This is a genomic window from Amycolatopsis sp. NPDC049868 (genome assembly GCF_044461365.1).
Taxonomy (GTDB): domain Bacteria; phylum Actinomycetota; class Actinomycetes; order Mycobacteriales; family Pseudonocardiaceae; genus Amycolatopsis.
Map to the genome: position 1 here is coordinate 935,103 of NZ_JBITKV010000002.1, position 25,477 is coordinate 960,579.

Genomic DNA, 25,477 nt, shown 5'->3' on the forward strand with positions numbered 1-25,477 from the left:
TGGTCCGGTGCCGTTGGTCCCGGATACCCGGGACCTCGGATGCGCCTCTGGTCACTGGTACGCGGACACGCGAAGCCGTTCACTCGATCGATGACGATCCTCATCGCCGGCGGAGGACTCAGCGGCCTCAGCCTGGTGGCGCACCTGGTGGCACGACCCGAGCCCCGGGGGCCGATCGTCGTCGTCGATGACGGCCGCCGGCCACTGGCGACGGCGGGCTGGGCGTTCTGGTCCGCCGAGCCGGGACTTCTCGACGAGGCGGTGTCGCGCACCTTCGATCGGTTCCACGTGCACGCGGCCGGGCGCAGCCGGATCGTCGGGCTCGGCCGGTACAGGTACCGCTTCGTCCGCGGAGACGACCTGGCGGCGGCGGTCGGCAAGGCCGCGGAAAGACGCGGTGGGGTCCGCTTCCGCAGTGGGCGGGTCACCGAGATCCGGCAGGCGGGCCAGGGTGCGGAAGTCGTGGTGGACGGCGAATCCCTGCGTGCCGACTGGGTGTTCGACAGCGTCTTCCGTCCCGGCCCATCCCGAGTGGACGGCTGGCTGATCTTCCGCGGCTGGCATGTGCGCACGGCCGAACCGGCGTTCGACTCCGCCGTGCCCACCTTCTTCGACTTCCGGACGTCCCAGGAGCGCGCCGCCAGCTTCGTCTACGTCTTGCCGCGTGGCCCGCAAGAAGCCTTGGTCGAGCACACGTCCTTCGCGCCGCCGCACTCACGGGGTGTGGCGCGTCCCAAGGAGCAGCGAAGCGCTTTGCGCGAATACCTCGCGAGTACTCTCGGCGTGCGGGAGTACTCGGTCACCCGTGAGGAATCGGCTTCCCTGCCGCTCTCCGCTTCGGCCGTCGACCGCAGGCGCGGCTCGATCCTCGCGATCGGATCCAAGGCCGGGCTCGTCAAGGCGTCGACCGGATACGCCTTTCGGCGCATCCAGGCCGACAGCGCGGCGATCGCGCGGTCCTTGGCGGCCCACGGTCATCCTTTCGACCTGCCGAAGCCCAAGCCGCGGCATCTGTTGTTCGACGCCACCCTCCTCGACGTCGTGGCCGGAGACCCGGCTCAGCTCGAACGGGTCTTCGCGGCGCTGTTCGACCGGTCTTCGGCCGAGCCGGTACTGCGCTTCCTCGACGAGGACAGTTCCCTTCCGCAGGAGGGAAAGCTGTTCGCGCGTTTGCCGCCTTCGTTGTACTCGGCGGTGAGGCGGAGGCATCGATGAAGTTCTCTTTCACGCGCTATCGGCGTTCCTGGCTGCGAGGTGACCTGCTGGCGGGGGTGACGGTCGCCGCGTATCTGGTGCCGCAGGTGATGGCATACGCGGAAGTCGCGGGCCTGCCCGCGGAAGCCGGCTTGTGGGCGGTGATCGGGCCCTTGGCGGTTTACGCGGTACTGGGATCGTCGAAGCTGCTTTCGGTCGGACCGGAGTCGACGACCGCCTTGATGACGGCCGTCGCGCTCGGCCCGCTCGCCGCGGGAGATCCTGTCCGCTACGGAGCGCTCGCGGCCTTGCTCGCGCTCTTGGTCGGGGGATTGTGCCTGCTGGGTGCTCTGGCCCGGCTCGGTGTACTGGCGGATCTGCTGTCGAAACCGGTACTGACCGGCTACATGGCCGGGATCGCGGTGCTGATGATCGTGAGCCAGCTGGGCAAGCTGACCGGTGTTCCCGTCACGGGGGACGGGATGGTCGCGGAATTCGGCTCGTTCCTCGCGAACGTCACGCACCTGCACTGGCCGACCCTGCTTCTCGGCGGCTTCGTCCTGGCGAGCCTGCTCGCGTTTCAGCGGTGGCTTCCGCGCTTCCCCGGACCGTTGGCCGCGATACTTGTGGCGGCCGCCGTCGTCACCGGCTTCTCGCTCACCGAGCGGGGGATCCGGGTGATCGGGCCGGTCCCGGAATCACTGCCGGTGCCAGGTGTCCCAGACGTGAGCGGTGCCGATCTGGCGAGCCTGCTGCTGCCCGCGGTGGGGATCGCGCTCGTCGGCTTCTCCGACAACGTCCTGACGGCCCGGGCCTTCGCGGGCAGGCACGGCGAGCAGGTCGATTCCAACCGCGAACTGCGCGCGCTGGCCGCGTCGAATCTCTCGTCGGGACTCCTGCACGGGTTCCCGGTCAGTTCGAGCGGCAGCCGGACCGCGCTGGCGTCGGCGATGGGGGCCCGGACCCAGCTGTATTCGCTCACCGCGCTCGTGACGGTCGTGCTGACGGTCCTCTTCGCCGGACCGTTGCTGGCCGGCTTTCCCAAGGCGGCCCTGGCGGCGATCGTCGTCTACGCGGCGTTGAAGCTGATCGATCTCCGGGAATTCCGGCGCATCGCCCGGTTCCGGCGCAGTGAATTCGTCCTGGCGGTGTCGGCCTCGCTCGCCGTCGTCGGACTCGGTGTCCTGTACGGCGTGCTGGCCGCCGTCGGCTTGTCCATTTTGGACCTGCTGCGCCGGCTGGCGCGGCCGCATGGCGCGGTGCTCGGTTTCGTGCCCGGCGTACCCGGTATGCACGACGTCGGCGACTACCCCGACGCGACGACCGAACCGGGTCTGGTGATCTACCGGTACGACGCGCCGTTGTGCTTCGCCAACGCCGACGACTTCCGGCGGCGCGCCCTCGCCGCCCTGGACGGCGGGGGACGAGTCGAGTGGTTCGTCCTCAACGCGGAAGCCAACGTCGAGCTCGACATCACGGCGGCCGACGCGTTGCGCGGGATCTGCGAGGAGCTGCGCCGCCGAGGGATCACGTTCGCGCTCGCGCGAGTGAAACAAGAGCTACGCGAAGACCTCGAGGCCGCCGGTCTCCTCCGGCTCATCGGTTCCGGCTCGCTGTATCCGACGCTGCCCAGCGTGGTCGACGCGTTTCGCCAGAGGAGGCAGGTACATGCCGAACCGGGATGAGCGAAGCTGGTCCGGTAGCGAGGTGGAGGTGCTGGCGCGGGCGGTCATCCGGGCGCCGTCGGTACACAACAGCCAGCCGTGGTCGCTGGCCTTGCCCGGTATGCGCGCGGAACTGAGCGAACGGACCGATCTTTCCCTGCCGGAGCACGACCCGACCGGTCGCGACCGCCTCATCTCCTGCGGAGCTGCCCTGGAGAACCTCGTGCTGGCCGTGCGGGTACTCGGCTGGGCCACCGACGTCGCCATCCTCCCGGGACATGCGCCACTGGTCGCCGTCGTGACGACCGCCGGTCGTGAACCACCGTCGGATCGCGAGTTGCACGCGTACGCGGCCATTTCACGAAGACGGAGTCACCGACGTCCGTTCGCCGCGATCCCGGTCGTCTCGTCGGTACTCGAACCGGTCATCGGGCGGCTGCCGCACGGAGTCGGCTGCCGGGTCCTGGACATCGGGGACAAGAACGTCCTCGCGGTCCTGCTCGAACAGGCTTCCCAAACGATTCAGAATCACGACGGTCTGCAACGAGAACTTGAGGAATGGACAGGCGGTTGGAAGGCCGACAGCGTCGGTGACGGCCTGGTCCGCCCTGGCTATGACAAGGCGGGGATCCCGTGGGCAGGGCTGGTTCGGCGAAGCAGTGTGATCCCTGACGTGCGTACCCTCGCTCGCAGGCTGGCCGCGGAGACCACCCTCGTCTTCTGCACGGAAGACGACGACCGGACCCGCCATGTCCGGGCCGGCATGGCGATGCAACGATCGTGGCTCGCCGCGGTCGACGGAGGGCTGGTGGCGTCGGTGCTGACGCAGCTCCTGCGCGAGGAATCGGTCCGGGAACGGATGACCGAGGACTTGACGCTGCCGGGACGGCCGCTGTTCCTCATGCGGCTCGGCTATCCGGACGGGCCGGTTCGGCGCGCCGCGCGCCGCCGACCAGGTGAGGCGGTGCGGCGTACGGACGATGATCACCCCCGATGACGGCCGCGTAACTTGGCAGACGAGGCCGGTGATGTAACGCTGGAACGGTCAGGGGCGAAATGTGACAAGCCCCTGTGCCGATCCGGGAGGAGCAGCAGAATGCCGTCGGAGCCGAGCAAGGCCGACGAAGCGCCGCCGAGTGCGGCCGTGCTGACCGGATTGCGTCTCGACGAGCTGCTGCACGAGGTCCAGGAACGGCTGTCGGAGATCATCAAGACACGGGACCGGCTCCAGGGCCTGCTCGACGCGGTGCTGGCCGTGGCCACCGGGCTCGAGCTCGACTCGACCCTGCAGAGGATCGTGCAGGCGGCCGTCGAGCTGGTCGACGCCCGATACGGCGCGCTCGGTGTGCTCGGTGACGAGGACGGGCTCTCGCAGTTCGTCTACGAGGGCATCGACGCGGAAACCAGGGCTCAGATGGGCCATCTGCCCGAGGGGAGAGGCCTGCTCGGCCTGCTCATCGCCGAGCCGCACCCCGTCCGGGTCTCGGATCTGAGCATGCACCCGGCCTCGGTCGGGTTTCCGGCGAATCATCCGCCCATGCACAGCTTCCTGGGGGTCCCGGTTCGTGTCCGGGACGAGGTTTTCGGCAACCTCTACCTGACGGAGAAACAGGGCGCCGCCGAATTCACCGCCGACGACGAGGTGGTCCTGCAGGCGTTGGCCGCGGCCGCCGGGGTGGCCATCGACAACGCCCGGTTGTTCGAACGATCACGGACGAGGGAGCGGTGGCTCGAAGCGGTCGCGGAGGTCAATGCCGAACTCCTCGGGGGTGCCTCGGTCGACGCTACGTTGAATCTGATCGCGGCCAGGGTTCGTGAACTCTCCGTGGCCGATCAGGTCCTGATGCTCGTCAACACGGATATCGGGCAACCGCTGACCGTGAGCGTCGTCGCGGGGGAGAGGGCGGCCGCGGTCGCGGGTACGGCGCTGGTGGGCGGGCATCCGGCCATCGACGAAGTGCTCGATTCCGGCAGGCCCACGCTCGTCCCGGACCTGAGCGCGGTCTCCCCTGGACAGCCCGAACCCGCCTTCGACGGTCTCGGGCCCGCCGCCGTGATCCCGCTGAACAGCGCTTCCGGTGTCGGCGGGGTTCTCATCGCCGGAAGGGACAAAGGCTCCGCGCAGTACAAACCCGATCAGATCCCGATGCTCTCGTCGTTCGCCGACCAGACAGCGGTGGCGCTGGAGTTCGGGGAGAAACAGCGCAACCAGCGGCTCCTGGACGTTCTCGCGGACCGGGACCGGATCGCTCAAGACCTGCACGATCACGTCATCCAGCGGATGTTCGCCACCGGGATGAGCCTGCAGAGCATCGTTCCCCGCGTACCCGACGCGTTCGCGCGCGACCGGGTCACGCAGGCGGTGGAACAGCTGGATCGCACGGTCCGCGAGATCAGGACGTCGATCTTCGACCTGCACACCTCGGGCTCGGACGCGTCGAGGAGCCTGCGCCGCCGTCTCCTGGACGCGATCACGGAACTGACGACCGAAAGCACGGTCACCCCCTCCGTCCGGATCGCCGGCGCCGTCGACACGCTCGTGGCGCAGGCCTTGCACGAACACGCCGAAGCGGTGGTCCGCGAAGCGCTGAGCAACGCGGTCCGGCATTCCGGGGCGGACGAGATCACCATCACCGTCGAGGCCGACCGCGAGCTGGTCATCGAAGTGGCCGACAACGGCATCGGCATCCCGAAAACAGGCCGTCGCAGCGGGTTGGCGAACCTCGCCGACCGGGCCAAGCGCTGCGGTGGGGAAGCGGAGTTCGGCGACCGTGAGGGCGGTGGCGCACGAGTGCTCTGGCGGGTCCCGCTGGGTCAGTGATCGCCGAACAACGGGGGCGCCGCGGTGCGTTTGAGTTCGGACGCGAGTACGGCGGCCTGCGTCCGGCGCTGCATACCGAGCTTCGCCAGGATCCGGGAGACGTAGTTCTTCACGGTCTTTTCGGCGAGGAACATCCGCTCGCCGATCTCGCGGTTGGTCAGGCCCTCGCCGATCAGCTCGAAGACGGTGCGTTCCTGCTCGGACAAGGCGGCGGTCGCGTCGTTCTGGTCGCGTTCACGCCGGATGCGGTTCATCAGCGCGGCGGTGGTCCGGCTGTCGAGCAGCGAACCGCCGCTCGCGATGGTGCGGATCGCCGACACCAGGTCGTTGCCGAGTACCTGTTTGAGGACGAACCCCGACGCCCCGGCCATGATGGCGGTGAGGAGCGCCTCGTCATCGGCGTACGAGGTGAGCATCAGGCACCGTAGATCCGGCTCGGTGGAGAGCAGGTCCCGGCAGAGTTCGATGCCGGTTCCGTCGGGAAGGCGGACGTCGAGCACGGCGATGTCCGCGTCGCTCTTCGGGATGCGGGCGAGCGCCTCGGAGACCGACGCGGCTTCACCGGCGATCTCGATGTCGGGTTCACTCCCGAGCAGGTCCGCCAAGCCTCGCCGGACGATCTCGTGGTCGTCCACGAGGAACACCTTGGTCGCCATCTCTTCCCTCCTGGTGCGCTGCGGGGTCCCGACCGCTCGATCGACGGTACCCGCGTACTTCGGCGGGCACATCCGCCTAGACGTCCTAACGACCAGGGACCTTGGGCCCTAGTGTCGCGTGACCTCCTCTGGCCTCGGGGACCCGCGTTGGCAGCTGAAGTACATGAAGGCCTCCTTCCTGTACGTAGGCGCAAGGAAGGGGGCCTTCATGTACTTGGCAAGGTCGAGTTCCCTCGGCTGAGCCGAGGGAAGGGGGCCTTCCCTACCTTCAGGGTAGGCAAGGAGGCCTTCACGGACCTGGCCCGAAACGCCGCTTCCCGACCACTCCGCGAACTTCCGGCGCAGGCCACTGGCCAGGCCCATGCCGGGCACTTGGTCCCTCGGACCGGAGCCATCGGTACCTGCTGCCTCCCTACGCGACCGGTGCATCGTGGAACTCGATCGAAGGACAACCGAGGACGGGGCACATGGAGAACGGGTGGACGAGGGCTGAGACCGAGGTACTGGCGAGGACGTTGCTGCGGGCGCCCTCCGTGCACAACACCCAGCCGTGGCGGCTCGAGTTGGACAGAGAGCGGCTTCTCCTGCGTGAGCGCCGTGACCTGGAACTGCCCGAGCACGACACCCGGGGGCGTGACCGGCTGATCTCGTGCGGCGCCGCGCTCGCCACCGTGGAGCTGGGGGTCAGAGTGCTCGGCTACGACTCGGTCACGCGCATGTTCCCGGAGGCGGACGAGCCCGACGTGGTCGCCGCGATCCAGACCACCGGGCGCTCGGCGCCGTCGGATGTGGATTTGCACCGGTACTCGGCGATCGCCCGGAGAGGCAGCTACCGCCACCCGTTCTCCGGCCGCCGGGTCTCCCGGGAGAAGATCGGGGACCTGATCGCCGCCGCGGCCGAAAGCGGGGTCGAGGCCCGGCTGATCCATGACGAACTCGAACTCGCCCACGTCGCGGATCTGCTCGAATTCGCCGCCGAGGCGTATCAGCACGATCAGGCCTACCAGCGGGAGCTGGCGTTGTGGACGATCCGGGACGAGCGCTACCACCGTCACGGTGTGGGGCTGGCCGCGAGCACCCTTCCGGCCGGCTCGCTTCCCTGGGCGGGCCTCGTGCGCCCGGTCACGGCCATTCCCGACCATCGCGTGCTCCAGCGACGGCTCGCGGGGGAGACCCTGCTCGTGTTCCTCACCACCGACGACGGGAAGTACGACCATCTGCACGCGGGACACGCGCTGCAGGACACGTGGCTCGACGCGGTCGACGACGGACTCGCCGGTTCGGTGCTGACCCAGCCGTTGCACCTGCCGGAAGTACGCAGCGGGCTGACGGAAGACCTGGAGCTTCCCGGGTTCCCGCAGGCGCTGATGCGGTTCGGTTACCCCACCGGACTGGTGCCGCCGAGCCCCCGCCGAGCGGTCGACGAAGTCCTCGGCAACGGATTCTGAGCCTCCACGAGAAAGGTGTCATCGTGGCCGTCGCGCTGACCTTCCATGGCGGAGCCGGCACCGTGACCGGCAGCAAATACCTGGTGGAGAGCCCCGGGTCCCGGGTACTGGTCGACTGCGGGCTGTTCCAGGGCCTCGCCGACCTGCGCCGCCGGAACTGGGTGCCGTTGCCGCGCTCGCTGACCGAACTCGACGCGGTGGTGATCACCCACGCTCATCTGGATCACTGCGGGTACCTGCCGGTTCTGGTGCGCTCCGGCTGGCGCGGGCCGGTGTACGCGACGCCGGGCACCGCGGCCCTCGTTCCCATCGTTCTCGAGGACAGCGCCCACCTCATGACCGAAGAAGCAGCGCACGCCAACAAATACGGCTGGTCGAAACACCGGCCCGCCTTGCCCCTCTACGACGCGAAGGACGCGCGGAAAGCCATCGGCCTCCTCCAGGAGCTGGAATACGGTGCCGAGACGATGGTGGCCAAGGACATGACACTGCGCTTCGGCCAGGCCGGTCACATCCTCGGATCGGCGTGGGCGCACCTGCGGTCCGATGGCCGCGATGTCGTGTTCAGCGGCGATCTCGGCCGCCCGGCCCACAGTCTGCTGCGGCCACCGTCGCCGAGGCCGTCGTGCGACGCGCTGGTGCTCGAATCCACCTACGGCTCCCGTGTCCACCACGACACCGGCGCCATGGACCGGCTCGGTGAAGTCATCAAGCGAACGGCCAAGCGTGGTGGGAGCGTTCTCATCCCGGCGTTCGCCGTCGACCGGACCGAAGTGGTACTGACCGCGCTCGCGAAACTCATGCGCTCGCACACCATCCCCGACCTGCCGGTGTACGTGGACAGCCCGATGGCTTTGGCCGCGTTGCGGGTCTATCGCGAAGCGTTCCGTGATCGCTGGCCGGAGATCCGGCCCGAACTCGCCGGTCATGATCCGTTGGCACCGCGTTCCCTGACGGAACTGCGGACCGTCGAGGAATCCATGCGGGTCAACGCGCCGAGGATGCCTTCGATCATCATCTCCGCTTCCGGGATGGCAAGCGGAGGCCGGGTCCTGCACCATCTGGAACATATGCTGCCCGACCATCGGCATACGGTGCTCATCGTCGGTTACGCCGCCGCCGGCACCCGTGCCCGCGGTCTAGCGAACGGAGCCCGGCAGATCAAGATCCACGGCCGGTACACGACCGTCCGTGCCGATGTCGTCCAGCTCGACGCCTTCAGCGCCCACGCCGACGCCGACGAACTGCTGCGATGGGCCACCACGGGAACCCCGCCGAAGACCACTTACCTCGTGCACGGCGAGCCTGAAGGCGCCGAGGCGGTCGCCGAACGGCTCCGTACCGAACACGACTGGCAGGCCGTCGTCCCCCGTGACCGGGAGCGGGTGCTGATCTGATGGACGGGACGGACATTTACCCAGCGAAGGCGAAGCCCGTGCTCGTCGGGGTGGACGGCTCCGTGGCGGCGATCGCGGCGGTGAGATGGGCCGCCGAGGAGGCGGCGCTGCGTCGAATCGGCTTGGAGATCCTCTGGGTGTACGGACCCGGTTCGGCACGGGCGATGGCGTTCGGCGAGCGTTGTCTCCACGACGCGTCGGCGGCCGCCGCGCGGGTGTCGTCCGAGCCGCCCCGGTGCTGTACCGCCGAACCCGGTGACCCGGCCGAGAAGCTGATCGAGCGTTCGGCGGCGAGCGCGCTGGTCGTGGTGGGGGCCGGCGGCCGGGGGCAGGCCTTCCTCGGCGGTGTGGTCCGGGCCGTCGCCGCGAGATCGGGTGCCCCCGTGGTCGTCGTCCATCCGGCCCCCTTCCCACCCGGCGACATCGTGGTGGGTGTAGACGATTCCCCCTCGGGCGACGCGGCGTTGGCGTTCGCGGCGGAATGCGCCGCCCGGCGCGACCGTCCGTTGACGCCGGTCTTGGTCTGGTACGACCACGAGGCCGAGAGTGCCGCGGCGAAGCTGCTCGACGCCCGTGTGCGGGTGACCGCGGACGTCTGGCCGAAGATCGAAATCCGGCCTCAGCTCGTCCGGAACCGTGACCGGGCGGCCGGGCTGCTCGGAGAAGGGGGCGACGCCGGCCTGATCGTGATCGGTTCGCACGGCAGGCGCCTCGGCAGCCGCCCGATTCTGGGCATCACCAGTCACGAGGTACTGGAGCGCGCGCGGTGCCCGGTCGCGGTCATCCCCGCGGCGGGCCGGTCGCCGCGGTGATCACACCCGGTGGTGGACGCTGATCCTGTCCCGCAAGACCGACGCCGCGTGTTCGGGAGTAGTGGTGACCACCGGGATCCCGGTGGCCAGTTCCAGGCCCGCGGCGATCTCCAGCCGAGGCAGGACACGGATGGACCAGGACAGGAACGCGGCCTGTTCCCACCCGGTCGGCGCGGTTTCCACGACGAGGTTGTACGCCGGATCGCCGAGCGCCTCGTGCAGCGCGCGAAGCACCTGCCGCAAGGCCTGAGCCACGCCGGCGAGCTCTGTGTCCGGAACCACGGCGAAGTCGGCGCGGGAAACGCGCGGGACGATCCGCGTTTCGAAGGCCGTGACGGGCGCGAAGGGGGTCAGTGCGACGCAAAGCGGGTTGATGAGCACGACGCGGGTGCCCATTTCCAGGGCGATGTCGAGCTGGTCGTCCGAGTACCGGCGTCCGCCACGGCGGTGGTGCTCGCGCGACAGTTCGAGACCCCGTCGCGCCGCCGACGAGAGCACCGGCAGACCGACGAGCTGGGAATGCGGGTGCGGGCGCGAACAACCGGCCTGGACGCCGTGGTTGCGGAAGACGACCACCTGCGCGGAGTTCTTGCGCAGTGCCAGATGCCGCCATTGCCATGCCCGTAGTACGGCTTCGACCTCCGTGTCGGTCGCGGTAGGAAAATCCCAGTCGTGGCGTGGTGACTCGATGATCACCTCGTGCCGGTCGGACAGCGGATGGCGGTTGGGCACCGACCGCACTCGCCACTCGTCGAGCTCCGGATCGTGCAGCCGCCAGGTCTCCGGCGGTGTGTCTTCACCCGGGCCGGGGCAGAACGGACAGGGCCCTTCCGCGCCGTGCGGGCGGTCCGCGCGTCCGGGTGCGAGCACCGTCCAGTCGCCGGTGAGCGGATCCTGGCGTAGCTCACCGGCGTGCCACCGCTGTGTCGTCATCGGCGGGCTCCTTCCTGGTCCGGGCGAAGATCTCCTGGCAGCGCCGCGAACAGAAGCGGAACGTCTGCCCGCCGGCTTCGGTGGTGAGGGCACGGTCGGCGGTGTAGGTCGCCATTCCGCAGACCGGGTCCCGGTGGTCGCCGACGGTGGTGAGATCGGCCGGGGCGACGCCGCGGCCGATGCCTCTGACCAGGGTCAGTTCGTCCAGGAGCAACCGGGGGAGGAGGAAATGACGTCGCACCCGCTCCTTGCCCGCCGCGCCCAGCGCCGCCGCACCCGCCGGATCGGCGAGCAGGGCGCCGATCGCGTCCGCGCAGCCCGCGATCGAATCGACGAGCAGACCACCCGCGTCGTCCGCCATCTGCAGTGGGATTCCGCCGGTCGCGCCCGCCACGACCGGGGTGCCTTTCCAGAGCGCTTCGGAGACCACGAGACCGAAGCCTTCACGGATGGACTTCTGGACCATCACCGTCGAAACACGCTGAAAGGCGTTCACCTCGATGTTGCCGACCCCGGTGAGATTGGTGAAGAGATGAATGGCCGGATCGTGTTCGCTTTCCGCGCTGATGGCGCGGTACACCTCCCACGCCTCGGGATCGTCCAATGCCATCGAACCGACGAGTGCCAGCTGCAGGCCCGGCGTCCGTCTCCTCGCGATCCGGAACGCTTCGATGACGCCGAGCGGGTCCTTCCACGGATCGAATCTGGAGACCTGGGTGATGAGCGGGCGATCGGGTTCGATGCCGATCCAGTTGAGAACCGCGTGCGCCGTGCGATCGTCGAGCGACATGTTCTTGGGGCTCAAGGGGTCTATCGCCGGTGGGATGATGTCGACCCGTTCGGGGGCGAGATCCGGCGGGACGAACTGGGACATGGTGAAGACGGTCGCGTCGTAACCGGAGACGAAGGACCTGAGGTATTCCCACGCGTCGGGTGAAGGCGCCGAAGTGTCGATATGGCAGCGCCAAATCCAGGACGCGCCCCCTTTGCCGGTGTAGGACAGGACGGCGGACGGCTGGGGATCGTGCACGAAGACGAAGTCGTATCCGGCGAATTGGGGATCGGCGCGCAGCTCGTCCGCGTTCGTCTCGGCGGTTCGCTCGTAGAGGTTCCGATCGTCTTGGGTGATGGGCCGCCTGGACTCGCCCTGGAGCGCGTTGTGCAGCTTCTTGGTGACCGCGAAGAACGGCGGGTTCCCGCCGATGATCTTCCAAGTGGTCGTGATGCCGAGATCGTTGTACAGCGGTACGGCGGAGCGCAGGAGTTCGGAAACCCCGCCGCCATACGGTGTGGCGCTCAGATGCAGGACCCGTGCGCCACGCAGGTCACGTGCGGTCTCCAGCAAAGGGTCCAGGATCTGGTCGGGTACGACGGACCGGTACGACTCGATCGACAGTTCTCCCACATCCACCGTCTGGAGCATGGTCAGCTCCGCGACAGCAGGAACTCGGTCGCCGAGTCCATTGTGGCCAGTTCGCCGTAGTCGCTCTCTTCGATCCTCGTCGCGAGATCGAGGGAGAGGCGCTCGACGAAGGTCAAGAAGTCCAGGGAGTCGAGTTCGAGCGCCGCTCGAAGATTCTCTCCGGGATCGAGGGACGCCAGATCGGATTCGGTGGCGAATCCCTTCAACGCGGAGCGGATCGCCATGCGCACCCGCTCTTCGGTGAGTGGCCTGGTCATAGGTCCTCCGGTTTCTGCAGCAACGTGGTGATCGTCTTGAGGAACTTGGCGCCGGTGGCTCCGTCGGTCGCCCGATGATCGGCGGAGAGCGTCGCGGTGACGAGCGTGCGCACGGCGACGTGGTCGCCGTGCACCCAGGGCCGCCGTCCGATCGCGCCGAAGCCGGCGAGCGCCACCTGCGGAGGATGGATGACACCGTGGACGGATTCCACGCCGTTGTCCCCGAGATCGGTGACCGTGATCGTCGCGGTCGTCACTTCGGCCGCGCGGAGCGAACCTGAACGAGCCCTGGCCACCAGGTCGCGCAGCCGTCGCATCAGGTCCGGCAGCGGGAGCCGGTCGGCCTCGGCGATCGCGGGGGCGACGAGGCCGCCTCCGCGCAGGGCGACGGCGACCCCGAGATGAACCTTTTCAGCGGGCCGGAACGCGTCGTCGATCCAGTGGCCGTTGAGCTCGGGCACCCGTGCGGCGGCGACGGCGACCGCCTTGAGCAGCAGAGCGGCCGGCACGATCCGCTCGGGCACGGGGACGCCGAGATTGTGCTCGCGCAACCAATCTGTGGCCGGTTCCAAGTCGATCGTCGTCGAGAGGTAGTAATGCGGGATCTCCCGTTTGGAGCGGGCCATGAGACCGGCGATCGCCTGACGCAGTGCCACCGGATCGGACGTGTGGCCGGACTCGCCCGCCGCGGGGATGTCACGAGCGTGAAGGACACCATCGCGCGTGCTGGGGACCAGCGATCCCCAGACGATCCGTCGTTCTTCCGCGAGCCTCCGGGCATAGGGCGAGATCGCGACCCGGCGGGCACTTGTCGTCGTCCGCCGGCGGGGTGGCCTGGCGCGTTCGACATCGGCCCGGGTGATCCGGCCGTCACGGCCTGTGCCGTGTACCGCGCTCAGGTCGACACCGATCTGCGACGCGAAGACGCGGGCCGGAGGACTCGCCAGCTCGGCCGGTGCCTTCTTCCGCGGTGCGGGCGGCGGCACGGGCTTCCGTGGTGTGGTGGACGGTCCGGTGGCGGAAATACGCGCCAGCGGTGTGCCCACCGGAACGGTCTTCCCCGGCGGTACAAGGATCTCTTCGACGGTCCCCGAGGTGAAGCATTCGACCTCGATCGCCGCCTTGGCGGTGTCGACGACCGCGACGATGTCACCGCGTTGTACGGCGTCACCCGGTGCCACCAGCCATTCGATGACGGTGCCGGTGTCCATGTCCGCGCCCAACGAGGGCATCAGGAAGTCCGCCATGTCAGCACATCACCCGTTTCGCCGCCGCCACGACGTCGGCCGCCTGGGGGAGTGCGGCGTCTTCGAGTTGCTTCGCGTAGGGAATCGGCACCTCGGCGGTGCACACCCGCTCGATCGGCGCGTCCAGCTCGTAGAGCGCCTTTTCCGCGACCCGGGCCGCGATCTCCGCCGACAGGCTTCCGCTGCGCCAGCCTTCGTCGACGACGACCAGCCGGTGGGTCCGGGCGACCGAGGAAAGGATGGCGGACTCGTCGAGCGGCCGGAGAACCCGGAGGTCGATCACCTCGGCGGCGACCCCCTGTGCTGCGAGCTCGTCCGCCGCGGCCAGAGCCGTCCGGAGCGTGCCTCCGTACGCGGTGATCGTGAGGTCGCCGCCGCTTCGCCGGATGGCCGCGTGATCGATGTCGACGGCTCCGGCACCTTCGGCGAGGTCGTCCGACACGTTGTACAGCGAACCGTGTTCGAAAAGCAGGACTGGATCGGGATCGCGTAACGCGGTCAGCAGCATTCCCCGGGCGTCCTCCACCGTCGCCGGAGTGATCACCTTGAGCCCGGGTATGTGCGAATACCACCCTTCCAGGCTGTGAGAATGCTGGGCGGCGAGCTGACGGCCGGCGCCGGTGGTCATCCGGATCACGAGCGGGACGTTGAGCGCCCCGCCGGACATGTGCAGCAGGGTGGCCGCGTTGTTCATGATCTGATCGAGGGCGAGCAGGCTGAAATTGACGGTCATGATCTCGACGATCGGACGCAGGCCGCCGAGCGCGGCCCCGATCCCGGCCCCGACGAAGGCCGACTCGGACAAAGGTGTGTCACGAATCCGTTCGGGCCCGAATTCCTCCAACAGACCGAGGCTCACGCCGAAGCAGCCACCGTACCGGCCGACGTCTTCTCCCATGAGGAAGACCCGCTCGTCTTCCTTGAGCGCTTCGCGGATGCCTTCCCGCAGGGCTTCGCGATAGGTCGTCTTCGTCATGGTCGCTCCGAATAAACGAACCGCGTGAGGTTTTCGACGGCTTCGAGAGGCCCCGCTTCCGCGGCATCGATCGCTTCTTGGATCTCTTCGGCCACTTCGGACTCGAGCGAGGCCAGTGCGCGGTCGGTCAGTTCGTGGTCCGCACGCATCAGTGTGGTCATCCGGTCGATCGGATCCCGTTGTTTCCACTGCTCGACCTCGGATTTGTCCCGATAGCGGTCCGGGTCGTACATGGAGTGGGCGCGGAAACGATAAGTGCGCAGTTCGAGGAAGCTCGGCCCGGCACCGTTCCGGACGCTCGCCAGCGCTTGTTCGGCGGCTTCGGCGACCGCGACCACGTCCATGCCGTCCACCGGCCAGGAAGGCATCCCGTACGAGGCGGCCCTGACCGCGAGATCGGTTTCCGCCTGGGCCTGCTCGATCGCGGTTCCCATCGCGTACAGGTTGTTCTCGCAACAGAACAGGACCGGCAACCGCCACAGGGCGGCGAGATTCAGGCATTCGTGGAACTCGCCCTCCGCGACCGCGCCGTCTCCGAACAGGCAGACCGTGGCCTGCTGCCTGGAGCGCAGCCGGTCCGCGAGGGCCAGGCCCACGGCCACCGGCAGTCCGCCGGCGACGATGGCGTTGCCACCGTAGAACCTGCGCCCGGCGTCGAACAGATGCATCGAGCCGCCGCGGCCACCGCTGCATCCTGTGGTGCGCCCGTACATCTCGGCGAGCACGGCCGCCATGGGCAGCCCCCGTGCCAGCGCGTGCCCGTGTTCGCGATAGGTGGACACGACCTGGTCTTCGGCGGCGACGGCCTGCAGGATGCCCGCGGCCACGGCCTCTTCACCGATGTACAGGTGCATGAACCCGCGGATGGCGCCCGCGCTGTACAGCTCGACGCAGCGTTCTTCGAACCGCCTGATCCGGATCATCTGGCGGAGAAGCTCGTACCTCTTTCCCGCGCGCGAGGCGCTCGCCGTACGCCGCCTGCTCATCCGGATCCCTCCAAAGTGGACACGTCGCCCTCGGGAAGGCCGAGTTCGCGGGCTTTGAGCAGGCGGCGCATGACCTTGCCGCTGCGCGTATGCGGGAGACGAGGATCGAAGACGATCTCCTTGGGAGCCACCGCGCCGAGGGCCTTGCGGGAGAACACGAGGAGTTCGAGGCGCAGCTCTTCGGTGGGCAGGTAGCCCGGTTTGAGCGAGACGTAGGCCTTGACCAGCTCGCCGGCGACCGGATCGGGTTTCCCGATCACGCCCGCCTCGGCCACCGCCGGATGGGCCAGCAGCGCGCTCTCCACTTCGAAAGGCCCGACGAGATGCCCCGCAGATTCGATGACGTCGTCGGCCCGGCCGACGAACCAGTAGTAGCCGTCGGCATCCCGCCGCGCGACGTCTCCGGTGAGATACCACCCGTCGGCGAAGGCCTTTTCGTACCGGGCGGGTTCGTTCCAGTAGGCGCGGAACTGCGACGGCCAGCCGGGCCGGAGCGCGAGTTCGCCTTCGACGCCCGGCTCGGTGATCTCCTGGACCCGCCCCGCGGTGACCTCCGCCCGGCCGTTGTCGCCGCGCCGGAGCAGGCCCGCCTCGATGCCCGGAAGTGGCCGCCCCATCGATCCGGGCCGGATCTCCTCGCCCGCGAAGTTGGCGATCATGATCGCGCCCGTCTCCGTCTGCCACCAGTTGTCGTGGACGGGCAGGCCCAGCGTGTCCCGGCCCCAGAGCACGACCTCGGGGTTCAGCGGTTCTCCGACGCTCGCGATGAACCGCAGCGCCGACAGGTCGAAGTCCTTGGCGAGGCCGTCTCCTTCGCGCATCAGCATGCGCAGCGCGGTCGGAGCGGTGTACCAGTTCGTGACGCGCTGCGAAGAAAGGACGCGATACCAGCGTCGCGCGTCGAACTCGCCCTCGTCGCTGACGAGTGTCGCACCGAGGCAGAGCGGGGCTATCACGCCATAGGACATGCCGGTGACCCAGCCCGGATCGGCGGTGCACCAGAACGTGTCGTCCTGGCGCAGGTCGAGGGCATAGCGGGCGGTGACGAGGTGAGCGAGGACCGCGGCGTGCGCGTGCAGCGCTCCCTTCGGGGCCCCAGTGGTTCCACTGGTGAAATGCAGCAGAGCCGGATCCTCCGGAGCGGTCGGGGCGATCTCGAAATCGGTTCCCGTCGCCGCCATCGCCTCGTCCAGCGCGATGGTGCCGGGCTCGGCCTCACTTCCGGTGAGCAGCACGTGCCGCAGCGAAGGGAGCCGCGTTCGGAGCGGGCGCACCTTCCGCCGATACAACTCCGGAGAGGTCACCAGGACGGCACATTCACCCAGCCGGATCCGCTGCGAAACGGGTTCGGGGCCGAACGCGGAGAACAACGGCGACAGGACACAGCCCGCCTTGAGCGCGCCCAGCGTCGCGACATAGAGCTCTGGAACCCTGCCGAGAAGGGTGAAAACCCGCTCACCCCGGCCTACTCCGAGCCCGGCGAGCAGATTGGCGAACCTGTTCGTGAGCGCTGTGAGGTCGGCGTAGGAGAACTCACGGACCCGATCCCGGCGATCAAGCCAGCGCAGCGCGGTCCGCCCGGTCACATGGCGGTCCAAGGCCTCGTGGGCGATGTTGAGCCCTCGCCCGTCCGGCAGCCCGTCGAGGGACTTGCTCGCGCCTTCCCAAGTGAAGTCCCCTCGGGCGCATTCGTAGTTCCCCAGGTTCGATCGGGTGGTCGCCTGGGTGATGGGCGTCCATTTCACGACTGCCTCCCGGCCGGCATCACGAGGCCTGGCGCGGCTGCTCGACGACATGGGTCGCCGGATCGACCGGCCGCCTGCCCCAGGTGAGGTAGGCGAGCGGCCCGGCGAAATTGATCGCGATGATCAAGGCCCATCGTCGTTTGGGGCCCCGGACCTCGGTCGACGGCCGGAGTGCCAGGTCGGTCCACGCGATGGCGGCGAGAGTGACCTGTACCCCGATGAGAAATCCGAGTATCCCCGGATTGGGTTTGTGACCGGCGCTGGACGTTTTCCGCATGACGTGCTCCCTCGGCTCCGGGTTCGTTCGAGGGTGGGCCAACGGCCCGGGCGGCGGCGAGGGTCGTTGGTCCCTGCGAAGCGGACTGTTCGACCTCAGCGTCGACGGGGTTTGGCTGCCTACTCTCCTGGTATGGGTGAAGAGTCCGCTGCCACGCGGGTGAAACTGGCCGATGGGCGGGTGGTCGACGTCGCCAGGCTGGTACCCGGCGACGCCGGGGAACTCGGCGAGGCCATCTCCCATGCGGACCGGGAAACGTTGTACCGCCGGTTCTGCGGCCCGCCGCCGCGGGTGACACCCCGGCTGCTGGCCTATCTGACCGAGCTCGACTTCGATCGCAGGTACGCGCTCGTCGCTCGTGACGAATCCGGCCATGGTGTGGCGATCGCCCGGTACGAAGCGACGAAAGAGCCAGGCGTCGCCGAGATCGCGGTGGCGGTCGAACCCGGTTGGCGGCGCGTCGGATTGGCCACCGCCTTGGTGCTCGAGCTCGCGAAAGCCGCTGTGGAGCACGGGTTCGACAGATTCACCGCGACTTATCTGGCCGACAACCGGCCCGTGTCGGACTTGCTTGACCTGGCAGGCGCGCGGCGTCAGATCGCGGCCGGGCTCGCGGACGCCCTGCTTCGCCTCAGTCCTGAACCGGAAGAAAGGGAGAACGCACATGGCGACTCGCCCGAACCTGGCGGAACTCGGAGTGAACACGGGCAAGAAGACCAGGCTGCACCGAATTCTGAGGCAGTACGGCCTGGGTAACGGAACGGCCTTCTTCCTGCCGTACGACCAGGGCCTCGAACACGGCCCGCGGGACTTCGCCGCGAACCCCGTGGCGAGCGACCCTCGCTACATAGTGAAACTCGCCGTCGAAGGCGGTTTCAACGGGATCGTCGTGCAGATCGGTCTCGCCGAGAAGTTCTACTGGGACTACGCGGGCGAGGTGCCCCTCGTGCTCAAGCTGAACGGGAAGACGGACATCCCGTCCGACGCGAGGGCCTTGTCGCCGGTCAACGCCTCCGTCGAAGACGCTGTCCGGCTCGGTGCCGACGCCGTCGGATACACCCTGTACGTCGGTACTCCCGCGCAAGAAGCGGATTTCGAGCAGTACAGGCGTGTGCGGGACGACGCCCATCGGCTCGGCATGCCCTTGATCGTCTGGGCCTATCCGCGCGGTGAGGCGATCGAAGCCAAGGGCGGCAAGGATTCCTTCTACGCGGTCGACTATGCCGCGCGGACCGCTTCGGAACTCGGCGCGGACGTGGTCAAGGTGAACTTCCCGCATCCGGAGAAACGCGCCGGAGTCCCTGCGGCGTATGAAGAGGAGTTCACCTCGCAGCAGGCCATCGACGCCGTGGTGCGCTCGGCGAACCGGACGCTGGTGCTCGTCTCGGGCGGGACGAGGGCGGGGGACGAGGCGATGCTGGAGAAGGCGCGGGAATCGATGGAAGCCGGGGCGACCGGGCTGATCTTCGGACGGAATGTCTGGCAGCGGGAGCACGACGAATCGCTGCGGTTCGTCGCGGCGCTCCGGGACATCCTGGCGAAGTACCCGTCGGCCTGACGGCTACCGGGACCGTGACATGTTCGATTTGCCGAGGGGGTCGTGAGTGCTGATGAGGGTTATTGAGGGGTAAGGCAAACGTGACATAGAGGGTCACCGCGCGCTTCCGCCTGTCGAGCGTGTCGCGAAAGCCACTTTCGGGACATCAGGCGTCGCGAAAGTGGCTTTCACGACACGGGCGCCGGCGGTGAGGTGGTCGGCGCGGGTGAGCGGCCGGGGCGAAGGCTCCCTTCGTGGCGTCTAATGCCGCGAAGGGAGCCTTCACCCCACCACAGGTCCGCCCGCGACCACTGCCCTGGCCGCTCATGGCCGTCGCCGGGAAGAGGACCTTCGGTACGCCGCTTCCTCGCGAAGGTCCCTTTCCGAGACGCAGAGTCCCGTGCCACGGTGGTCGGGAAGGTCTGCGTGTATCGCGAGACGAGGGAGAAAGTCCGTGTCCCGGAGATCGCATGACGACGGCAGCTGGCGGCGGTCCACCCTGATCACCCATCACCGGGATCATTTGCCCCAGGTGAAGGTATTGGTCGATGAGCTGTACGCGACGCTGACCGCGAACGGCCGCGGCGAATACGAGGCCATGATCGAAGCCGAGTACGCGGGGCCGCACGAGCACGTCGAACATCACCTGTGCGGTGAGGGCGTGCTCAGCTTGATGGCCGAGCCCATCCGCGGCTCGAAGAGGACGCGGCTGACGCATCTGGTCTACGGCGGATGCACCACACACGAAGTCCGGCAGGATCTGATCGCTCGCGGCCTGGGGTCGCTGGGCATCACTTGGGTGTACCCGCCGGAAGCCGACTTGTCCGAAGGCTGAGCCGGCCGTTCGGGTCCTTGGGGATGTCTCACGCGGTGAGGCGGATCAGGGTGCGGCCGGCGGAAGGTCCATGATGCCGGTGGCTTGCGACCAGACACAACGCCATGTGCCGTCGGCATTGGTGTAGACGTCGGTGTGCCAAGCATCGTGCCGCGGGATGTCCGTGCCGTCGACGGTGAGTTCGATGACGCACCGGTAGCGGAGGACGACGACGTCGGTGCCGACGATGGCGTCCACGTCGCCGGTCAGTCTCAGTTCGCGGTAGGCGACCCGCCCGGTGGTGAGGAGATCCAGGTATTCGGCCTTCGTCCACACGGTGCCGGTCGGGTTGCACAACCGGTACTCCGCGGCGTGCAAGCGGTCGTAGGTGTCGCGATCCACGTCGAGGAGACAGCGGATCCGGTCCTGCTCGGCCTTGATCACTTGGCCGGCCGCATCGTCGGTCATACCCGCTCCTGGTCACTCGTTCGGTTCCGCTGTCGGCTACACGGTATCGGGGGGACTCGTGCCTGGCTGATCTCCGCGAGAACCGCTTTCGTGACCGCCGGGACGGCGGCGGTCACGGCGGGGCTCAGGCCAGGACCGAAACCGACGTCGGTCACATCGACGGCGAAGATCACCAACCGGCCGGGAAGCCGCCCCAGTACCTCGGCGAGTTCCACGGCTTCGGGAATCCCGAAACCGTGGGAGCTCGCGATCGGGCCGTGCTGCGGCAAGGTCGTCCTGTGCCACTGGCCGTCCACGCCGGAGACACGTCGCACGGCGTCGACGATGACCACGAGTTCCGCGCCTTCCCAGGCCTCCATGAGCCGTACGGTGTCCCCATCGCTGATCGTGGCCTCGACACCGTGCCTGGCGACCTCGCGGGCCACGGCCGGGCCGACACCGTCGTCACGCCGGAACTCGTTGCCGACTCCGATCACCAGCGCGTTCATCGGTCGTCCCGGGTGAAATCGAGAAAGTGCGAGGAACACGAAATGCACGGATCGTGATTGCGGATCGCGCGCTCGCAGAGTGAAACCAGGGCATGGTCGTCGAGATCGGCGTGCTGTTCGACCAGCCTCGCCACGTCGTGCTCGATCGCCGACTGATTCTGCGACGTGGGCGGCACGATGTTCGCGGTCACGATCCGGCCGTCCGCGCCGAGTTCATAGCGGTGGTACAACAGGCCGCGCGGTGCTTCGGTGATTCCGTGCCCGGTCGCGGCCCGAGGTTCCACGTCGATGAACGGGGTGCCCGGTCGCTCGTAGTCCGCGATCAGGCGAAGAGCCTCCTCGACCGCGTAAACGATCTCGACGGCGCGGACCACGATACTGCGGAACGGATCACGGCACCGCGGGCCGAGGCCGGCTTCCGCGGCGGCGCTCGCGGCGAGCGCGGAAAGCCGGTCGGAGTTCAGGCTGTAGCGCGCGAGCGGGCCGGTCAGATACCTGCGCCCGTCCAGCCGGGCGTGCAACGCCGTCGAATACGGGACCTGCTGTTCGGTGACGTGGTCCTGGAACTCGCGCGCGGTGAACCGGAGGCCCGTGTCGGCCACCGGTTCACCCCGATCCAGCGGATACCCGTCGTCATCACGCAGGGCGAGGAGGTCGTAGGGCACCTCGATACCGGGGGAATCGAATTCCGCCACCCATCGCACCGTCGCGAGCGCATCGTCCAGCGCGCGCTTCAACGGGTCCGTGAGCGCCCGTAGTTCAGCGGGCTCTGGCACCCGGTAGAAACCACCCACCCGCACGTTGACGGGGTGGATCGCGCGCCCGCCGACCGCCTCCATGATCAGGTTGCCCGCCTTCTTCAGGGCGAGTCCGCGTTCGAGCAGTCCACGATGTTCGCCCGCCATCGCGATGGCATCGGGGAAACCGAGGAAGTCCGGGGCGTGCAGAAGATAGATGTGCAACGCGTGGCTGGAGATCCATTCCCCGCAGTAGAGCAGCCGCCGCAGCGCGCGAAGCCCGCCCCCGACGTCCACGCCGCAGGCGTCTTCGACGGCCCGGCACGAACTGAGCTGATAGGCGACCGGGCAGATCCCGCACACCCTGGCGGTGATATCCGGTGGTTCACGGAAATCACGGCCGCGAAGGAAGGCTTCGAAGAACCTCGGAGGCTCGTAGATGACCAGCTCGACGCTCTCGACCCGTCCGCCGGTGCTTCGCACGCGTAGGGCACCTTCGCCCTCCACGCGGGCAAGTCCCGCCACCCGGAGCATTCGGTTCGCTCGATGTGTCATGACCACTCCGCGGCGGCGTTGAAGGTCGCGAACACCAGCTGGAGTTCGTCGTCGCCCATTCCGCTTCGGCGCAACAGCGGGAGCAGCGCGGGCACGTTGGGCTGCTTCATCGGTCCGAAACAGCCGTAGCACCCGCGATTCACGGCGGGACACAGCGCTCCGCAACCCGCGTGCGTGACGGGCCCGAGGCAGGGGGTCCCGTGCGCGACCATCACGCAGGTCAACCCGCGGCGCTTGCAGTCGGTGCAGACACTCGTGTCCGGCAGGTCGGGTTCGCGGCCCGCGGCCAGCGCGGTGATGACCTCGAGCAGCTGGCCTTTGTCGATGGGGCAGCCGCGGAGCTCGTGGTCGACCTCGACGTGGTCGGCGATCGCCGTCGACGTCGCGAGTGTCTCGATGTAGTCGGGGCGCGCGTAGACCACCGAACGGAATTCTTCGACGTCCCCGAAATTGCGCAGTGCCTGGATACCACCGGAAGTCGCGCAGGCGCCGATGACGACGAGAACGGCGGATCGTTCTCGGATCCACCGGATCCGCTCGGCTTCGGCGGGTGTGGTCACCGATCCCTCGACGAACGAGACGTCGAACGGGCCAGGTTCGGAAACGCTGGTCATCTCGGCGAAATGGGCGAAGCGCACTTGGCGGGAGAGCGGCAGCAGCTCGTCTTCGCAGTCGAGGAGAGACAACTGGCAGCCGTCGCACGACGTGAACTTCCACACCGCGATGGAGAGCATCACAACTCCTTCACCGTGAGCAAGGGCCCGGCGACGTGATAGCCGACGACCGGCCCGGTCCGGCACAGCAGCAGCGGACCCAGCTGACAGTGGCCGCAAGACCCGATGCCGCACTGCATGTTCCGCTCTAGGGAGACCTCGATCCGTTCGGCGGGCACCCCGCGGGCGAGCAGCGTGCGGGCGCAGAACCGCATCATCGGTTCGGGACCGCACAGCAGCGCGGTGGTGCGATCGGGATCGAAAGGATGCACGGCGAGCGGTTCGGTGACGAAACCGACGCGACCGGTCCAATCCCCGATCGACCGGTCCACGGTCAGCACCACCTCGACACCGTCTCTTGTGGACAGATCATCGAGTTCACTTCGATACAACAGATCCGCCGGTGTCCGCGCCCCCGCGATCAGGATCAGGCGGTGGTCGGGCCGCCGGGCCACCGCGTGCCTGACCACCGGCCGTAGCGGAGCGAGCCCGATACCGCCCGCGACGAGCAGGAGATCCCCGGGGCCGTCGGCACGCCATGGGGTGCCGAACGGACCACGCACGCCCAGCACGGTGCCAACACCGGCGTCGTGCAGCGCGCCGCTCACCGCGCCGACCGCCCGGATGGTGTGCACCAGCGTGCCGTCGCCGGGGATCGCGCTGACGGAGATGGGGACTTCTCCCACCCCCGGCGCGTACAGCATCGCGAACTGGCCGGGCAGGAAGGCGGGCAACGGCCTGCCGTCCGGGACCAAGGTCAGCGTCACCACGTCGGCCGTCTCCCGGACGCGGTGGGACACCCGGTAGGGCCGGGGAAGCAGATCGCCGGGCGTCATGCCGGATCCCGGTACAGATCGAGCAGCCGGAGCCTGGTGGCCAGCAACCGATTCGCCAGTGCTCCGAGGAGACCTTGGGAGAACCGGAAGCCGAGGGCTTCGTCGGACTCCAGCAAGGCGCGAAGACGTTCGGCGTCGAGTACCAGTGCCCTGGTCGGAGCGGCCGTCTCCGCACCGAAGTGCCAGCGGTACGGCGGTATGAGCCAGGACCACCCGAGCGGTTCGCCCGGCCCGACACTCTGCAGCGGCACGGATCCGCGAGTCCCGAGATGAACGTCCACGACGACGTGTCCGGAGATGAGCAGCCAGCATCGATCCGCGTCGCCGTCCTCGTCGAACAGCCGTGTTCCGGCCGCGTAGTCCTCGATCCTGCCGATGGCGATCACCGAAGCGCGCTGGGCGTCCGACAGGCCGTCGAGGAGCGGCGAGGTCATCGCTCGATCACGTCGGCGAGCGCGGCGGCTTCCTCCGTGATGTCGATCCCCGCCGGGCACCAGGCGATGCAGCGCCCGCAGCCCACACAACCGGAGGTGCCGAACTGGTCGTGCCAGGTGCCGAGTTTGTGACTCATCCACTGCCGGTAACGAGCCGCGCCGGACGTGCGTACCGCACCGCCGTGGAGCACGGAGAAGTCGATCTCGAAACACGACGCCCACCGTTGTGACCGCAGGGCTCCGCCGTCGAGGTCGTTCGTGTCCTCTGTGGACACACAGAAACAGGTGGGGCAGACCATGGTGCAGTTGCCGCAGGTGAGACAACGTCCGGCCACGTCCGCCCACCGCGGGTGCTCGCGGTTGGCGGCGAGGAGGGCACGAAGATCGGTGTCCGGCATCGCCCTGCCCATGCGCGTCGCCGCTCCTTCGACATCGGCCCTCGCCTGGGCCAGGTCGCGTTCGCTCGCGGGTCTGGAGGGGAGGCGGCCGAGGATTTCCGAACCCGCCGGGCTTCCCGCGACGGCGAGGAACCGATGACCGGTGGTGTCGATCCGTTCGGTGAGGGCGAGATCGTAGCCACCCGAGGCCGAGGGCCCGCACCCCATGGACGCGCAGAAGCAGACATCGCCGGGTTCGGTGCACTCCACGGCGACCACGAACGGCATCGGGCCGCCGACGATCTGGCGTAGTTTGCCGATCGCGGCCAGGTCGCATGGCCTGACACCGAGGAAGGCGTGGTCGACCGGCTCCTCACGTACCGGCCGGAAACCGTCGGGACCACTGGCGACCAGGGCACGGCGAGGAGGATGAAGGAACCGCTTCCATGACTGTGGTCCGGCGGAGTGACCGAAAACCGCGGCGTCCTCCCGCCGTCGCACCCGGTAGTGCCCGGGGCCGGTGTCCACTCCCCAGCCGGAGGGGAGATCGGCGGCCGAAGTCAGTTCCGCGAGCGAAATCGCCCCGTCCCGCAGCACGGGGCCGATCACCGTTCTTCCACTCGTTCTCAGCACGCCGATCAAGGCGTCGAGCCCGGCCAGATCCAGGACGGCGTTCACCGAC

The 25,477-nt window shown here is 68.4% G+C and carries 26 protein-coding genes; 10 read left to right on the plus strand and 16 right to left on the minus strand.

Annotated elements, in window-relative coordinates; genetic code table 11:
* The first annotated feature begins 90 nt into the window (after nucleotides 1–90).
* The 4 genes from ACIBTM_RS12735 (at nucleotide 91) to ACIBTM_RS12750 (ending at nucleotide 5,679) form a co-directional block, all read left to right on the plus strand.
* Nucleotides 91–1,215, plus strand: coding sequence for a lycopene cyclase family protein (locus ACIBTM_RS12735; protein ID WP_395876626.1), 1,125 nt, complete (start codon nucleotides 91–93; stop codon nucleotides 1,213–1,215).
* Complete coding sequence (locus tag ACIBTM_RS12740; RefSeq protein ID WP_395876627.1) at nucleotides 1,212–2,879, plus strand: SulP family inorganic anion transporter; 1,668 nt, start codon at nucleotides 1,212–1,214, stop codon at nucleotides 2,877–2,879. The genes ACIBTM_RS12735 and ACIBTM_RS12740 overlap by 4 nt, the downstream gene beginning before the upstream one ends.
* Nucleotides 2,863–3,855 carry an Acg family FMN-binding oxidoreductase gene (locus ACIBTM_RS12745; RefSeq protein ID WP_395876628.1) on the plus strand — a complete coding sequence of 331 codons (993 nt, stop codon included), beginning with the start codon at nucleotides 2,863–2,865 and terminating at the stop codon, nucleotides 3,853–3,855. The genes ACIBTM_RS12740 and ACIBTM_RS12745 overlap by 17 nt, the downstream gene beginning before the upstream one ends.
* A 99-nt stretch (nucleotides 3,856–3,954) precedes the next feature.
* Nucleotides 3,955–5,679 (plus strand): GAF domain-containing protein, encoded by a 1,725-nt coding sequence (locus ACIBTM_RS12750; protein WP_395876629.1) that lies wholly within the window; start codon nucleotides 3,955–3,957, stop codon nucleotides 5,677–5,679.
* Here the strand turns inward: ACIBTM_RS12750 and ACIBTM_RS12755 are convergent.
* Nucleotides 5,673–6,335: a response regulator gene (locus ACIBTM_RS12755; RefSeq protein WP_395876630.1), complete on the minus strand. Its 663-nt coding sequence runs from the start codon at nucleotides 6,333–6,335 to the stop codon at nucleotides 5,673–5,675. The two genes, ACIBTM_RS12750 and ACIBTM_RS12755, sit on opposite strands and share 7 nt — an antisense overlap.
* A gap of 467 nt (nucleotides 6,336–6,802) precedes the next feature.
* Here ACIBTM_RS12755 and ACIBTM_RS12760 point away from each other — a divergent pair, with 467 nt between their 5' ends.
* From ACIBTM_RS12760 to ACIBTM_RS12770, 3 genes are read left to right on the plus strand one after another with little or no spacing between them, the layout of a single operon-like run.
* A complete protein-coding gene (locus tag ACIBTM_RS12760) occupies nucleotides 6,803–7,783 on the plus strand; it encodes an Acg family FMN-binding oxidoreductase (protein WP_395876631.1) in 981 nt (326 codons plus the stop codon).
* A gap of 23 nt (nucleotides 7,784–7,806) precedes the next feature.
* Complete coding sequence (locus ACIBTM_RS12765; protein WP_395876632.1) at nucleotides 7,807–9,180, plus strand: MBL fold metallo-hydrolase RNA specificity domain-containing protein; 1,374 nt, start codon at nucleotides 7,807–7,809, stop codon at nucleotides 9,178–9,180.
* Nucleotides 9,180–9,992: a universal stress protein gene (locus tag ACIBTM_RS12770; RefSeq protein WP_395876633.1), complete on the plus strand. Its 813-nt coding sequence runs from the start codon at nucleotides 9,180–9,182 to the stop codon at nucleotides 9,990–9,992. The genes ACIBTM_RS12765 and ACIBTM_RS12770 overlap by 1 nt, the downstream gene beginning before the upstream one ends.
* Here the strand turns inward: ACIBTM_RS12770 and ACIBTM_RS12775 are convergent, their stop codons facing one another.
* Genes ACIBTM_RS12775 through ACIBTM_RS12810 form a run of 8 tightly spaced genes read right to left on the minus strand, consistent with a single transcriptional unit; the run spans nucleotide 9,993 to nucleotide 17,836 of the window.
* Nucleotides 9,993–10,925 (minus strand): DUF4931 domain-containing protein, encoded by a 933-nt coding sequence (locus ACIBTM_RS12775; protein WP_395876634.1) that lies wholly within the window; start codon nucleotides 10,923–10,925, stop codon nucleotides 9,993–9,995.
* Nucleotides 10,897–12,348, minus strand: a complete 1,452-nt coding sequence (locus tag ACIBTM_RS12780; protein WP_395876635.1) for a glycosyltransferase — start codon at nucleotides 12,346–12,348, stop codon at nucleotides 10,897–10,899. Before ACIBTM_RS12780 ends, ACIBTM_RS12775 begins: the two co-directional genes overlap by 29 nt.
* A gap of 2 nt (nucleotides 12,349–12,350) precedes the next feature.
* Nucleotides 12,351–12,605: a phosphopantetheine-binding protein gene (locus ACIBTM_RS12785; RefSeq protein WP_395876636.1), complete on the minus strand. Its 255-nt coding sequence runs from the start codon at nucleotides 12,603–12,605 to the stop codon at nucleotides 12,351–12,353.
* Nucleotides 12,602–13,852: a dihydrolipoamide acetyltransferase family protein gene (locus ACIBTM_RS12790; protein WP_395876637.1), complete on the minus strand. Its 1,251-nt coding sequence runs from the start codon at nucleotides 13,850–13,852 to the stop codon at nucleotides 12,602–12,604. Before ACIBTM_RS12790 ends, ACIBTM_RS12785 begins: the two co-directional genes overlap by 4 nt.
* A gap of 1 nt (nucleotide 13,853) precedes the next feature.
* Entirely contained in the window at nucleotides 13,854–14,828 is a 975-nt protein-coding gene (locus ACIBTM_RS12795) for an alpha-ketoacid dehydrogenase subunit beta (protein ID WP_395876638.1), read from the minus strand.
* Complete coding sequence (gene pdhA / locus ACIBTM_RS12800; RefSeq protein ID WP_395876639.1) at nucleotides 14,825–15,814, minus strand: pyruvate dehydrogenase (acetyl-transferring) E1 component subunit alpha; 990 nt, start codon at nucleotides 15,812–15,814, stop codon at nucleotides 14,825–14,827. The genes ACIBTM_RS12795 and pdhA overlap by 4 nt, the downstream gene beginning before the upstream one ends.
* Nucleotides 15,811–17,559, minus strand: a complete 1,749-nt coding sequence (acsA, locus tag ACIBTM_RS12805; RefSeq protein WP_395876640.1) for an acetate--CoA ligase — start codon at nucleotides 17,557–17,559, stop codon at nucleotides 15,811–15,813. Before acsA ends, pdhA begins: the two co-directional genes overlap by 4 nt.
* 19 nt (nucleotides 17,560–17,578) lie before the next feature.
* Nucleotides 17,579–17,836, minus strand: a complete 258-nt coding sequence (locus tag ACIBTM_RS12810; protein WP_395876641.1) for a PLD nuclease N-terminal domain-containing protein — start codon at nucleotides 17,834–17,836, stop codon at nucleotides 17,579–17,581.
* Nucleotides 17,837–17,968: 132 nt separating this feature from the next.
* On the opposite strand from ACIBTM_RS12810, the gene ACIBTM_RS12815 reads away from it, so the two are divergent.
* The 3 genes from ACIBTM_RS12815 (at nucleotide 17,969) to ACIBTM_RS12825 (ending at nucleotide 20,208) form a co-directional block, all read left to right on the plus strand.
* Nucleotides 17,969–18,592 carry a GNAT family N-acetyltransferase gene (locus ACIBTM_RS12815; RefSeq protein ID WP_395876642.1) on the plus strand — a complete coding sequence of 208 codons (624 nt, stop codon included), beginning with the start codon at nucleotides 17,969–17,971 and terminating at the stop codon, nucleotides 18,590–18,592.
* The gene (locus ACIBTM_RS12820) at nucleotides 18,501–19,394 is read left to right on the plus strand and encodes a class I fructose-bisphosphate aldolase (protein ID WP_395876643.1); all 894 of its coding nucleotides are present in this window, start codon (nucleotides 18,501–18,503) and stop codon (nucleotides 19,392–19,394) included. The genes ACIBTM_RS12815 and ACIBTM_RS12820 overlap by 92 nt, the downstream gene beginning before the upstream one ends.
* Before the next feature lie 433 nt (nucleotides 19,395–19,827).
* Entirely contained in the window at nucleotides 19,828–20,208 is a 381-nt protein-coding gene (locus tag ACIBTM_RS12825) for a hypothetical protein (RefSeq protein ID WP_395876644.1), read from the plus strand.
* Nucleotides 20,209–20,253: 45 nt separating this feature from the next.
* Here the strand turns inward: ACIBTM_RS12825 and ACIBTM_RS12830 are convergent, their stop codons facing one another.
* From ACIBTM_RS12830 to ACIBTM_RS12860, 7 genes are all read right to left on the minus strand, one after another.
* On the minus strand, nucleotides 20,254–20,655 hold the full coding sequence (locus ACIBTM_RS12830) for a nuclear transport factor 2 family protein (protein ID WP_395876646.1): 402 nt from the start codon (nucleotides 20,653–20,655) through the stop codon (nucleotides 20,254–20,256).
* On the minus strand, nucleotides 20,652–21,143 hold the full coding sequence (locus ACIBTM_RS12835; RefSeq protein ID WP_395876647.1) for a hydrogenase maturation protease: 492 nt from the start codon (nucleotides 21,141–21,143) through the stop codon (nucleotides 20,652–20,654). Before ACIBTM_RS12835 ends, ACIBTM_RS12830 begins: the two co-directional genes overlap by 4 nt.
* Nucleotides 21,140–22,363, minus strand: a complete 1,224-nt coding sequence (locus ACIBTM_RS12840; protein ID WP_395876648.1) for a Ni/Fe hydrogenase subunit alpha — start codon at nucleotides 22,361–22,363, stop codon at nucleotides 21,140–21,142. Before ACIBTM_RS12840 ends, ACIBTM_RS12835 begins: the two co-directional genes overlap by 4 nt.
* Before the next feature lie 68 nt (nucleotides 22,364–22,431).
* Nucleotides 22,432–23,169 carry an oxidoreductase gene (locus ACIBTM_RS12845; RefSeq protein WP_395876649.1) on the minus strand — a complete coding sequence of 246 codons (738 nt, stop codon included), beginning with the start codon at nucleotides 23,167–23,169 and terminating at the stop codon, nucleotides 22,432–22,434.
* Entirely contained in the window at nucleotides 23,169–23,984 is an 816-nt protein-coding gene (locus ACIBTM_RS12850) for an FAD/NAD(P)-binding protein (protein ID WP_395876650.1), read from the minus strand. The genes ACIBTM_RS12845 and ACIBTM_RS12850 overlap by 1 nt, the downstream gene beginning before the upstream one ends.
* Entirely contained in the window at nucleotides 23,981–24,418 is a 438-nt protein-coding gene (locus ACIBTM_RS12855) for a cyclic nucleotide-binding domain-containing protein (protein WP_395876651.1), read from the minus strand. Before ACIBTM_RS12855 ends, ACIBTM_RS12850 begins: the two co-directional genes overlap by 4 nt.
* Nucleotides 24,415–25,473: a 4Fe-4S dicluster domain-containing protein gene (locus ACIBTM_RS12860; protein WP_395876652.1), complete on the minus strand. Its 1,059-nt coding sequence runs from the start codon at nucleotides 25,471–25,473 to the stop codon at nucleotides 24,415–24,417. The genes ACIBTM_RS12855 and ACIBTM_RS12860 overlap by 4 nt, the downstream gene beginning before the upstream one ends.
* Nucleotides 25,474–25,477 lie beyond the last annotated feature (4 nt).